Raw genomic sequence first — 11,708 nt, forward strand, 5'->3', positions numbered from 1 at the left:
CGCCTCGACGACGCGCCGTGCACATCTGTCGCGCAGTGCGTTGAGCTCGCTGAACACTCGCATTTCAGTGTCACGCCGACTTCATGGCCGATGCGGAAAAGTCGACTCACCCCGACAACAACACACGGGCCAAACCGGACCAACAGGAGTACATCGCAGTGAATACCGAATCGAAGACCGCGCATAACTTGAACGACCTGATCGAAATCGCCCGCGATGGCCAGGAGTTCTACACCGAGGCCGCAGGCAAGGTCGAAGATGCCGAGTTGGCGGCGCTCTTCACCCGTATCGCCGGTGTCAAGAATGAGATCGTCCGCTCGCTGAGCGCCACCGTTGTCGCCGCGGGCGGCAAGCCGGCCGACCATGGCACCTTCGTCGGTTCCATGCAGCAGTTCTACGGCAAGGTGCGCGCCACCCTGGGCGACAAGCAGTACGGCTACGTGGCCGAGCTGGAAGAATCCGAAGATCGCCTGCTGAAGGCGTTCAAGGACACCCTGACCGACGCCGACACCTCGCCGGCCGCGCGCCAGGAAGTCCAGCGTCTGCTGCCGCAGGTGCAGGAATGCCATGCTGTCATGCGCGACCGCAAGCACGCCATGAAGCACTGAGTTTCAGACAGGCGGTGCGCTGGCGATTCCCCACGGTTGCCAGTAGTCCGCTTCCTGGAGCGGTACCCGAACAGCCCCGGCCCCGCAGGGGCTGTTCGTTTTTGCCCGACACTGCCGGGTGGCTGCCAGCGCACCGGACGGCCCCGAACGGTAGTGGGGGAATTGGTGCATACTCGGGACAAAGAGCCGCTTGGATTTGTCATGGAACACATGCGTTGGCTGACGCTTCGTCTCAGCAACAATCAATCCATCGGCCCGAAGGTGCTGATGGACCTGTGGGCCAACGCGTGCGAGACCAATCAGTCCTCGGTGACCCGCGAAACGCTGCCCGGGAAATCGACCTCCTACGCCCTGCACGCACCGACCTCGCTGGCCTATCCCAAGCGCGCGGAGCTGCGCATGCGCAAGCTGCTGGAAGAGGCCGGATACACGTTCACGCTTGGCTCGCTGGCCGACCGCCCGGCACCGCAGCCGGTGCGCTTCCGCTGACGCCGTTCACCGGCGTCGCATTCATTCTTCAACCAAGGTGCCGCAACCGCGCGTTCAGTCGACGCGGTCGGCGGCCACGCTGCGGACCATGATCCGGACCGGCATGCCCGCGGCATGCTGCAGTGATTCCAGCGGTGCCCAGCCCAGCCGGCGATACAGGCCCCCATCATCGGCTTCGGTCTGCAGGTAGAGATCGCGTACGCCAAGCGCGCGACCGCGCACCAGCAATTCGTCGATGACTTTCTCGGCCAGGCCGCGCCCGCGGTGCGCCGGATGGACATAGACGCCGCCCAGCCAGTGCAATCGTTCGGGGCGCTCGGTCCGCTCATGGAACTTGAGCTGCGCTGCGGCGACCGGCACCGCGTCATCCAGTGCGATCAGCAGCAGGGGCAACTCGTCGTCCTGCAGGAACACTTCCAGCCGCTGCTGCTGATCGAGCAGGGTCAGGTCCGGCACGTGGCGTCCCCATTCCTGGAAATACCACTCGGCCAGGATCGGCAGCAGGTCGGGGCGGTCACTGAGAGGAACGATGGTGCAGGCCACGGTGAACGCTCCATGTTGGACGGGTCGGCTGCCATGGTACGCGGATGCGCGGGCGTTTCGCCGCCGCTTGCAGCGGCCTTCACCCAGCGCGCAGACTATCCCCATGCACGCCAGCGCCTGCCACCTGCGGTGTTACGGAACGTCCACCGATGTGGACCGGCATGACTTTGCGCAATGGGTGCTGCCGCTGCGCGGCGATCTGGAGGTCGAGGTCGATGCGTTTGGCGGCCGCCTGGATGTGCTGCAGGGGGCCTTCGTGGCGCCCGGCGAGGGACATGCCCAGACCGGCGATGGCGATCATCTGATGGTGATCGTCGATTGCCCGGCGGGGGTGATCGATGACCACACCCTGGAGCACCTGCGCCGGCAGCGTTGGCTGGCACTGCCGAAGGGAGTGCGCCAGCGCCTGGCCGGTGCGCCCGCACACGGCAGTGAGGGTCTGCTCGCGACCCTGCTGCAGCAGTACGCGCCCGCTGGCAGCGCGGCACGCCTGCATGCCCTGTGTACCCGGCTCTCGGCCAACCCCGGCGCGGACTGGAACGTGGCCCGCATGGCCGCGCTGGTCGGCATCAGCGGCAGCCGCCTGCATGCGGCCTTCGTCCAGGAATTCGGGGTGCCTCCCCAGGCGTGGCTGAGTGCCTGCCGGTTGCGCTGGGCCAAGCACCGGCTGCTCACCAGCAGCGACAGCATCGCCACGATCGCGCTGGATGCCGGCTATTCCGAGCACAGTGCGCTGACCCGAGCCCTGCGCCGGGAAACCGGGCTGACCCCGCAGGCTTTCCGGCGGCAGTAGCCTCGGTCAAGACGTCGCGGTGCGCGGCTTCTACACTGCGCGGCCAATGCATACCGCGTGAGCCGCAATGAAACGATCGATGGGAGTGGGCATCGCCAACGGCATTGCCGCCGGCGCGCTGTGGGGCGTGGTGTTCCTGGCCCCGGCGATGCTGCACAGCTTCAACGCGGTACAGCTCTCCGCCGGCCGCTATCTGGTCTACGGCCTGATTGCCGTCGTTCTGCTTGCGCCGCGCTGGCGGCAGCTCAAGGAGCGGCTGGCCTGGGCCGAGTGGCGGGGTCTGTTGTGGCTGAGCCTGGCCGGCAACCTGGTCTACTTCCTGCTGCTGGCCAATGCCGTGCAATGGGCCGGTGGTGCGGCCGCCTCGCTGATCGTGGGATTGATCCCGGTGGTGGTGACCCTGGCCGGCGTACGCGAGGAAGGCGCGGTGCCACTGCGTCGCCTGGCCCCGGCGCTGCTGCTGTGCCTGCTTGGCGTGGCGCTGGTGGGCTATGAAGCCTTGATGGCCGAACATGCGCAGGGCTCGGCCGGGCGCCGGTTGCTCGGGCTGCTGTGCGCGGTCGGCGCGTTGCTGTCCTGGGCGGTGTACTCCATCGGCAACAGCCGCTGGCTGGCGCGCCGGCCGGATCTGTCCGGGCATGACTGGTCGCTGCTGACCGGCATCACCACCGGCGGGCTCGCGCTCGTGCTGGTGCCCAGTGCGTTTTTGACCAGCGCGACGGTGCATCCGCCGGGCGAGTGGCTGAACTTCTGGCTGATCAGCGCGGGCGTGGCGGTGGTCGCCTCGGTGCTCGGCAATGCCTCCTGGAACCGCGCCAGCCGCAACCTGCCACTGACCCTCACCGGGCAGATGATCGTCTTCGAAACCCTGTTCGCCCTGCTGTATGGCTTTGCCTGGCAGCAACGCTGGCCGACGCTGATGGAAACGGTGGCCATCGTCTGCCTGGTGTCGGGCGTGCTGATGTGCGCGCACGCGCATCGGCCCCCTGCGGCGGTGGCGGAGCATGTGGGGTAGGGCAGGCCTTGCCCCGCCTGGATGGTCACAATCGCAACTTGTTGGCCGACGATCGCCGCGATTTACGTGCCGCGATCTTTTGCAGCGCAGCACTTGACAAGCAGGGCGGTGGCGTAGTTTTCTTGATCCATGGTCATCACCGCCGCCCACGCCTACCTGCTCGTTCCCGCCTTCGCGGGCGGCCAGGCCGTGTCGACCGGTACCACCATCATTACCACCGCCACCACTCGCCCGGTGCGGCCCGTCGTCTTCGCGTAATTTCCGAAAACCACGGCCCCGCACCCAGATCAGGTGGCGGGGGAAACTCTCAAACCTGATGTGACGCGGGGCCTCCCATCGAGGTCAGCATGTCTTCTGTCGCCGCTTCCGCTCCACCTTCCGCCCAGCCCGCCGTCTCCGTCGCCGCGCGGGCCGGCGTGACCACCGTGGTCCACAAGTTCGGCGGCACCTCGGTGGCCGATGCCGAGCGCTATCGTCATGTGGCGCAGCTGCTGCTGGCGCGTGAGGAGACGATGCAGGTCACCGTGGTCTCGGCGATGAAGGGCGTTACCGATGCACTGATCGGGGTGGCCACGTTGGCCGCGGAAGACGGCTCGGCCTGGCGCGAACAGTGGCACGCCTTGCGGGCACGTCATCGCGGTGCCGCCGTTGCCTTGCTCGGCGAGCACGCCGGGGCGACGGTGGAGTGGCTGGACCAGCGCTTCGATCAGTTGGCCGAGGTGCTGGGTGCGCTGGCGGTGATCGGCGGCCTGCCCACCGAAGTGCTGGACCGCGTGCAGGGCATGGGCGAGGTGTATTCGGCGCAACTGCTCGGGACGTACCTGCAGACGCTGGGCGAAGACTGCGCGGTGCTGGATGCGCGCGATGTGCTGGTGATCGAGCGCGGTGAACTGGGCGTGGACGTGGACTGGGCGCGCAGCGCCGAGCGCCTGGCCCAGTGGCGCCTGCAGCATCCGCAATCGCGCATCGTGGCCACCGGCTTCGTCGCCCGCGACCGCCAGGACCGCATCACCACGCTGGGCCGCAACGGCAGCGATTACTCCGGGGCGATCTTCGCCGCCTTGTTCAACGCCGACGAGCTGCACATCTGGACCGATGTGGACGGCGTGCTCTCGGCCGACCCGCGGGTGGTGCCCGAGGCGGTCCAGCTGGAAGCGCTAAGCTACGACGAAGCCTGCGAGCTGGCCTACTTCGGCGCCAAAGTGGTGCACCCGCAGACGATGTCGCCGGCGATCGAGCGTGGCCTGCCGATCATCATCCGCAACACCTTCCACCCGGATCATCCAGGCACGCGTATCACTGCCGAGCGCACCGCGTCCGGTCCGATCAAGGGGCTGACCCTGAGCCCGGACCTGGCCGTGATCAACCTGGAAGGCACCGGCCTGATCGGCGTGCCCGGCACGGCCGAGCGCGTCTTCGCGGCGCTGCGCAATGCGCATGTGTCGGTGGTGATGATCTCGCAGGGCTCCTCCGAGCACTCGATCTGCTGCGTGGTGAAGCAGGCCGAGGCGGTGCGGGCGCGCGAATCGCTGCTGCAGGCCTTTGCCCATGAGCTGAGCCTGGGCCAGGTGCAGCGCGTGCAGCTGACCGACAACGTGAGTGTGCTGGCCGCCGTGGGCGATGGCATGGCCGGCCAGCCCGGCGTGGCCGCGCGCCTGTTCGAGTCGCTGGGCCGCGCGCAGGTGAACATCCTGGCGATCGCGCAGGGCTCCTCGGAGCGCAACATCTCGGTGGCGGTCGACAGCCGCCATGCGACCAAGGCGCTGCGCGCGGCGCATGCCGGGTTCTGGCTGTCGCCGCAGACGTTCTCGGTCGGTGTGATCGGCCCGGGCAATGTGGGTGCGGCGCTGCTGGACCAGCTGCAGGCGGCCCAGGTACAGCTGCTCGGCCGCGCCAATGTGGATCTGCGCCTGCGTGCGGTCGCCTCGCGCAGCCGCATGGTCCTGGACGAGCGCGGACTGAAAGGTGACTGGCGCGCGGCGCTGTCCGGCCCGGCGCAGCCGAGCGATCTGGACGCATTCACCGAACACCTGGTCTCCGCCCATCTGCCGCACGCCCTGATCATCGATTGCAGCGGCAGCGCCGACGTGGCCGACCGCTATGCCGGCTGGCTGGCCGCAGGCATCCACGTGGTCACCCCGAACAAACAGGCCGGTGCCGGCCCGCTGGAGCGCTATCACGCGATCCGCGAGGCAGCGGCTGGCAGTGGCGCGCGCTTCCGCTACGAAGCCACGGTCGGTGCGGGCCTGCCGGTGATCACCACGCTGCGCGACCTGGTCGACACCGGCGATGAGGTGCTGGCGATCGACGGTATTTTCTCCGGCACGCTGGCGTGGCTGTTCAACAAATACGACGGCCAGGTGCCGTTCTCCGCGCTGGTCAGCCAGGCGCGTGGCATGGGCTATACCGAGCCGGACCCGCGCGATGATCTTTCCGGCGTGGATGTCGCGCGCAAGCTGGTGATCCTGGCGCGTGAGGCGGGCCGTGAGCTCAGCCTGGCGCAGGTGCGCGTGGAAAGCCTGGTGCCCGAAGCACTGCGCCAGGCCAGCGTGGACGACTTCATGGCGGGCCTGCCGCAGATCGATGTGGTGTTCGCCGAGCGCCTGGCAGTCGCCAAAGCGGACGGTGCGGTGCTGCGCTATGTGGCGCGCCTCACGCCGGATGGGGCTGAGGTCGGCCTGGTCGCGCTGCCGGCCGGGCATGCCTTCGCGAACCTGCGCCTGACCGACAACGTGGTGCAGTTCACCACGCGCCGCTACTGCGACAATCCGCTGGTGGTGCAGGGCCCGGGCGCCGGGCCGGAGGTGACCGCCGCCGGCGTGTTCGCCGATGTGCTGCGCGTGGCGGTGGGCGAAGGAGCACGTCTGTGAGTGAGGGCAGGAGGACGGAAGCACGCGCATTTGCGCCGGCCTCGGTCGGCAACGTGGGGGTCGGGTTCGACATCCTTGGGCACGCCATCGAGGGCGTTGGCGATACCGTGACAGCGCGGCGGATCGACGAGCCCGTGGTTCGCATCCACGCGATCCGCGGCACCACGGTGGATCTGCCACGGGTGGCCGAGGACAACACCGCCGGTGCGGCGTTGATCGCGCTGCGTGCCGCGCTGGATCTGCCGTTCGGCTTCGAGGTGGAGATCGACAAGGGCATCGCGCTGGGCTCGGGCATGGGCGGTTCGGCCGCGTCGTGTGTGGCCGCGCTGGTCGCGGCCAATGCGCTGTTGCCGCAGCCGTTGTCGCGCGAGGCGCTGTATCCGTTCGCGCTGACCGGCGAGGCGGTGGCCAGTGGTGGCCGCCATGGCGACAACCTCGGGCCGATGCTGCTGGGCGGGCTGGTACTGAGCACGGCGGACCGGCTGGTACCGGTGCCGGTCCCGGCGGCGTGGCACAGCCTGCTGGTGCATCCGAACGCGGTGCTGGAGACGCGCCGCGCGCGCGCCGCGCTGCAGGGGCATTACGCGTTGGGCGAGTTCGTCGCGCAGAGCGCGAATCTGGCGCTGGTGCTCAGTGGCTGCTTCACCTCCGATGCCGCACTGGTCCGTGCCGGCCTGCGCGACGTGCTGGTCGAGCCGCGTCGGGCCGGTCTGATCGCCGGGTTTGCGGCGGCCCGCGATGCTGCGTTGAATGCCGGGGCGATGGGCGCCAGCATCTCCGGTGCGGGGCCGAGCGTGTTTGCCTGGTTCGAGCAGCGCGATGCCGCGCTTGCCGCGCAGGCGGCAGTCCAGCAGGCGTTCGCGGACGCGGGCTTCGACAGCCAAGGCTGGGTGTCACCCTTGAATGCGCCCGCCGCGCGCGTGCTGTGACACGTCCACTCTTTCTACTTTGGGATATCCGATGAAGTTCGTTTCCACGCGTCACGCCGCGCCCGCCGCCTCGCTCAGCCAGGCGCTCGCCGCCGGCCTTGCCCCGGATGGTGGTCTGTACGTTCCCGAACACCGCCCGCAACTGCAGAGCTGGTCAGCGCAGGGTTCCTTCGCGCAGACCGCCGCGGCGGTACTGGCCCCGTATTTCCATGACGATGCCCTGGAGAGAGCACTGCCCGAACTGTGCGAGCAGGCCTTCGATTTCGATGCGCCACTGCGCCCCCTGGCGACCGCTGATGATCATGTGCTGGAGTTGTTCCATGGCCCGACGGCGGCATTCAAGGATTTCGGTGCGCGCTTTCTCGCGGCGTGTCTTGCCCGCCTGCAGCAGGGCCGTGAGCGACCGTTGACGATCGTGGTGGCGACCTCGGGCGATACCGGGGCGGCCGTTGCCGCGGCCTTTCATCGGCAGCCGGGGATCCGCGTCGTGGTGCTGTACCCGGATGGCCGCGTCTCGCCGCGCCAGGCGCATCAGCTGGGGTGCTTCGGCGACAACATCCACACACTGCGCGTCGCCGGGTCGTTCGACGATTGCCAGGCGATGGTGAAACAGGCGCTGGGCGATCGCGAGCTGCAGCACGCAGTGCCGTTGAGCTCGGCCAACAGCATCAGCCTGGGTCGCTGGCTGCCGCAGATGAGCTATTACGCCCATGCGGCCCTGGTGCATCAAGCGCAGACCGGCCACGTGCTCAATCTGGTGATTCCGACCGGCAACCTGGGCAATGCGATGGCGGCGATCCTGGCGCGGGCGATGGGCCTGCCGCTGGGGCAGATCGCGCTGGCGACCAATGCCAATGAGGTGTTGCCGCGCTATTTCCATGGCGAGGCCTACCAGGCACAAACCAGCGTGGCGACGATTGCCAACGCGATGGACGTGGGGGCGCCCAGCAATTTCGAGCGGCTGCGCTGGCTCTACAACGACGATGACGTGGCACTGCGGGGCGCGTTCACGGCCGAGGCCGTGGATGATGCGGCGATCCGCGAAGTGATCAAGCGGCGCCATGACCTGCATGGCGAGGTGTTTTGCCCGCATACGGCGACGGCGGTGGCGCGCCTGGAGCACCTGCGGGCCGCGGGCGCACAGGGGCATTGGGCGGTGGCGGCGACTGCGCACCCGGCCAAGTTCGAATCGGTGGTGGAGCCGTTGATCGGGCAGGTGCTGGACGTGCCGCCGGCCTTGGCCGCACTGCTGGAGCGGCCCGCGCAGGCCGAAGCGTGCGCACCGGAGTATGGGGCGCTGCGTGAGGTGCTGTTGCGCGGGTGAGGCGGGGTCAGTACGACTCGTCGGCCGCCAGCTTCTGCAGACCGGCTTCGTCCAGGATCTCGACGGTGTTCAGATGGGGCAGGGCGATCAGGCCCTGCTGGCGCAGCTTGGTGAAGGTGCGGCTGACGGTTTCCATGGTCAGGCCGAGATGGTCGGCGATGTCGCCGCGGCCCATCGGCAGGGTCACGCGCAGCCCCGGCTCACCGAGCAGCGCTTCGCGCGCGGCCAGGCGCAGCAGGAAATCGGCGACCTTCTCGGCCGGCTGCAGCCGGCCCAGCGCCATGGCGGCATCCTGCGCGGCATCCAGCTCCTGGCAGGCGCGTTGCAGCAGCTTGCGCTCAAGGTGCGGGAAGCGCGAGCGCAGGTCCTTCATCTGCGGCAGGGCCACGCGGCAGACCCGGCTGTCGGCGATGGCCTCGATGTCATAGCGGTGGTGATCGCTGCCGCTCAAGCCCAGGAAGTCGCCGGGCAGCACGAAACCGCTGATCTGGCGGCGGCCATCGGCCAGCGTGCGGACCAGGCGCAGCGCACCGGCCGTAATCGTATAGACATGTTGGCGCGGCTCACCCGCACGGGCCAGGGTGGACCCCAGCGGCAGTGCCTGGGACACGGTGACCCGCTCCAGCGCCTGCACTTCATCCGGCGACAGCGCCGAGCAGACCGCCAGGTGCCGTACCGAGCAATGCAGGCAGTCGCGCAGCGGCGAGCAACCGGGGGCGGCGGGGTCTTCAACAGCGGAAAGCGCGGTACCGGAGTGGGGCCGGGTCATGTCAGGTCAGCAAGCGGGACCTGCCTATGATACGTCATGCCGCCATTGGCCCGGTCCCGATGCCCGGATGCGGCTCGTTGCGCTGGCTGCGGCTAGAATATGCCGCTCGCTCATCCCCCCGTTTCCGCAGGAGTCCCGCAAGTGATCAAGCCCCGTACGCCGCCCGGCATCATGGAATTGCTGCCGCGCGAGCAGATCGCGTTCCAGCGCATGCTGGACGTCATCCGCCGCAACTACGAGCGGTTCGGGTTCCTGCCGGTGGAAACCCCGGTGTTCGAGCTGTCCGATGTGCTGTTGACCAAGTCCGGCGGTGAAACCGAGCGCCAGGTGTATTTCGTGCAGTCCACCGGCGCATTGGCCAACGCGGCCGAAGCCGGCGACAAAACGCTGCCCGAGCTGGCCCTGCGCTTCGACCTGACCGTGCCGCTGGCCCGCTACGTGGCCGAGCACGAGCACGACCTGACCTTCCCGTTCCGTCGTTACCAGATGCAGCGCGTGTACCGCGGCGAGCGTGCCCAGCGCGGTCGCTTCCGCGAGTTCTACCAGTGCGACATCGATGTGATCGGCAAGGACGCGCTGAGCATCCGCTATGACGCCGAAGTCCTGGCGGTGATCCATGCGGTCTTCGCCGAGCTCAGCATCGGCGCCTTTAGTATCCAGCTCAACAACCGCAAGCTGCTGCGCGGCTTCTTTGAAAGCCTGGGCGTGGCTGATGGCGAGCGCCAGCTGGCGGTGCTGCGCGAAGTGGACAAGCTGGACAAGCGCGGCCCCGACTACGTGCGCGAGACGCTGGTGGGCGAAGGCTTTGAGATCCCGGCCGAGCAGGTCGAGCGGATCCTGGCCTTCGTGGCGGTCCGCTCCAGCAGCCACGCCGACGCGTTGGCGCAGCTGGACGCGCTGCTGGCCGATCCGGCTGCCAGCGAGACGCTGAAGGTGGGCGTGGCCGAACTGCGCGAAGTGCTGGAGCTGGTCAAGGCGCTGGGCGTGCCGGAAACCGCGTACTGCCTGAATTTCTCCATCGCGCGCGGCCTGGATTACTACACCGGCACCGTGTACGAAACCACGCTGACCGACCACCCGCAGATCGGCTCGATCTGCTCCGGTGGCCGTTACGAAGACCTGGCCAGCCACTACAGCAAGTCCAAGCTGCCGGGCGTGGGCATTTCCATCGGCCTGACCCGTCTGTTCTGGCAGCTGCGCGAAGCCGGCCTGATCGCCGGGATCGAAGACAGCAGCGTGCACGCGCTGGTGGCGCTGATGGACGACGCCAGCCTGCCGCAGTCGCTGGATATCGCCCGCCGCCTGCGCGCCGGTGGCATCAACGCCGAAGTGCAGATGGAGCCGAAGAAGATCGGCAAGCAGTTCCAGTACGCGGCCAAGGCCGGCATTCGTTTCGTGGTGCTGGCCGGTGACGACGAGCTGGCGCGTGGCGTGGTCGCGGTCAAGGATCTGCTGCGCGAGCAGCAGTTCGAGGTCTCGCGCGAGGAACTGGCCAGCACCCTGCAGGTGGAACTGGAGCAGGCCAAGGTCATGCCGTGAGGCGGCTGGGGGTGGCGGCAACGCTGCTGCTCCTGCTGACCGCGTGCCGGACCGATCCTGCGCTGCATGGCCAGCGGATCGGTCCGGGCCAGTACCGGCTGACGGTCGACCGCTGCCACGTGATCGACCGGGAGCAGCTGCAGCGTGACCTGCGCGGATTGGCCGGGAAGAAGTGCCCGGACGGGGCAGGGGAGCTGCAGGCCGTCCAGTCCATCCCGAGCCGCCAGGGCAGCCTGTTCGGCGAGTGCCTGCGCAGCGGCGCCCTCCGCGCCGAGGTAACGTGCCGGTAGGTACCGACCGTTGGTCGGTACGCCGATGAGCGTAACGTGCCGGTAGGTACCGACCGTTGGTCGGTACGCCGTTGAACGCCCGATACCCACAACAAACGCCCGCTCCGCGGGCGTTTTTCGTTCCCGCCCCTGAACCAACCTGATCCGAGCAGCGACCCGGTTTGACCCTGGAGCTTCGTTTGCGCTAATGTAATAGCACGCTATTACATTGATACGATGAAACTACGCCCCGTCCCCCGAGAAAAAGACGCCCAGGCCGATCTGGCCTGCCTGGCTGCGGCCTTCGCCGCGCTGTCCAGCGCCGAACAGGTCACCGCATTCCTGCGCGACCTGTGCACCCCGGCCGAGCTGGAGGCGCTGTCGGACCGCTGGAAGGTGGTGCCGCTGCTGCAGCAGGGCGTGCCGTATCGCGAAATCCACGAACTGACCGGCGTCAGCGTGACCACCACCGGGCGCGTGGCGCGTTCGCTGGAGCATGGCCACGGCGGCTATGCCGCCGCCATTGCCGCCACGCCGTCCTCCCCCGAATCCGAGTAAGT

13 protein-coding genes are annotated in these 11,708 nt (G+C 68.3%); 11 read left to right on the forward strand and 2 right to left on the reverse strand.

Annotation, left to right across the window (positions count from 1 at the left end; all coding sequences use genetic code 11):
* The first annotated feature begins 158 nt into the window (after positions 1–158).
* Together ABE422_RS00550 and ABE422_RS00555 are read left to right on the forward strand one after the other, a co-directional pair.
* Positions 159–608: a PA2169 family four-helix-bundle protein gene (locus ABE422_RS00550; protein WP_019183020.1), complete on the forward strand. Its 450-nt coding sequence runs from the start codon at positions 159–161 to the stop codon at positions 606–608.
* Positions 609–809: 201 nt separating this feature from the next.
* The gene (locus ABE422_RS00555; RefSeq protein ID WP_046272599.1) at positions 810–1,097 is read left to right on the forward strand and encodes a hypothetical protein; all 288 of its coding nucleotides are present in this window, start codon (positions 810–812) and stop codon (positions 1,095–1,097) included.
* A gap of 54 nt (positions 1,098–1,151) precedes the next feature.
* Here ABE422_RS00555 and ABE422_RS00560 read toward each other — a convergent pair whose 3' ends face one another.
* A complete protein-coding gene (locus tag ABE422_RS00560; RefSeq protein ID WP_346482236.1) occupies positions 1,152–1,640 on the reverse strand; it encodes a GNAT family N-acetyltransferase in 489 nt (162 codons plus the stop codon).
* A gap of 103 nt (positions 1,641–1,743) precedes the next feature.
* On the opposite strand from ABE422_RS00560, the gene ABE422_RS00565 reads away from it, so the two are divergent.
* From ABE422_RS00565 to thrC, 6 genes are all read left to right on the forward strand, one after another.
* Positions 1,744–2,433: an AraC family transcriptional regulator gene (locus ABE422_RS00565; RefSeq protein ID WP_313218151.1), complete on the forward strand. Its 690-nt coding sequence runs from the start codon at positions 1,744–1,746 to the stop codon at positions 2,431–2,433.
* 67 nt (positions 2,434–2,500) lie between these two features.
* Complete coding sequence (locus ABE422_RS00570) at positions 2,501–3,448, forward strand: DMT family transporter (RefSeq protein WP_346482237.1); 948 nt, start codon at positions 2,501–2,503, stop codon at positions 3,446–3,448.
* A 129-nt stretch (positions 3,449–3,577) separates the two neighbouring features.
* Complete coding sequence (locus ABE422_RS00575) at positions 3,578–3,706, forward strand: hypothetical protein (protein ID WP_346465131.1); 129 nt, start codon at positions 3,578–3,580, stop codon at positions 3,704–3,706.
* A gap of 89 nt (positions 3,707–3,795) precedes the next feature.
* Positions 3,796–6,318 (forward strand): bifunctional aspartate kinase/homoserine dehydrogenase I, encoded by a 2,523-nt coding sequence (gene thrA / locus ABE422_RS00580; RefSeq protein ID WP_346482238.1) that lies wholly within the window; start codon positions 3,796–3,798, stop codon positions 6,316–6,318.
* Entirely contained in the window at positions 6,315–7,247 is a 933-nt protein-coding gene (locus ABE422_RS00585) for a homoserine kinase (RefSeq protein ID WP_346482239.1), read from the forward strand. The genes thrA and ABE422_RS00585 overlap by 4 nt, the downstream gene beginning before the upstream one ends.
* 31 nt (positions 7,248–7,278) lie before the next feature.
* Positions 7,279–8,571, forward strand: a complete 1,293-nt coding sequence (thrC, locus tag ABE422_RS00590; protein WP_313218157.1) for a threonine synthase — start codon at positions 7,279–7,281, stop codon at positions 8,569–8,571.
* Positions 8,572–8,578: 7 nt separating this feature from the next.
* On the opposite strand, the gene ABE422_RS00595 is transcribed toward thrC, so the two are convergent.
* Positions 8,579–9,340 (reverse strand): helix-turn-helix domain-containing protein, encoded by a 762-nt coding sequence (locus ABE422_RS00595; protein WP_346482240.1) that lies wholly within the window; start codon positions 9,338–9,340, stop codon positions 8,579–8,581.
* A gap of 141 nt (positions 9,341–9,481) precedes the next feature.
* Here ABE422_RS00595 and hisS point away from each other — a divergent pair, with 141 nt between their 5' ends.
* From hisS to ABE422_RS00610, 3 genes are all read left to right on the forward strand, one after another.
* Positions 9,482–10,879, forward strand: a complete 1,398-nt coding sequence (gene hisS, locus ABE422_RS00600; RefSeq protein ID WP_341986726.1) for a histidine--tRNA ligase — start codon at positions 9,482–9,484, stop codon at positions 10,877–10,879.
* Positions 10,876–11,169 carry a hypothetical protein gene (locus tag ABE422_RS00605; RefSeq protein WP_314404750.1) on the forward strand — a complete coding sequence of 98 codons (294 nt, stop codon included), beginning with the start codon at positions 10,876–10,878 and terminating at the stop codon, positions 11,167–11,169. The genes hisS and ABE422_RS00605 overlap by 4 nt, the downstream gene beginning before the upstream one ends.
* Before the next feature lie 216 nt (positions 11,170–11,385).
* Positions 11,386–11,706 carry a YerC/YecD family TrpR-related protein gene (locus ABE422_RS00610; protein ID WP_346482241.1) on the forward strand — a complete coding sequence of 107 codons (321 nt, stop codon included), beginning with the start codon at positions 11,386–11,388 and terminating at the stop codon, positions 11,704–11,706.
* Positions 11,707–11,708 lie beyond the last annotated feature (2 nt).

It is taken from the genome of Stenotrophomonas sp. TWI1151, from assembly GCF_039673135.1.
Taxonomy (GTDB): Bacteria; Pseudomonadota; Gammaproteobacteria; order Xanthomonadales; family Xanthomonadaceae; genus Stenotrophomonas.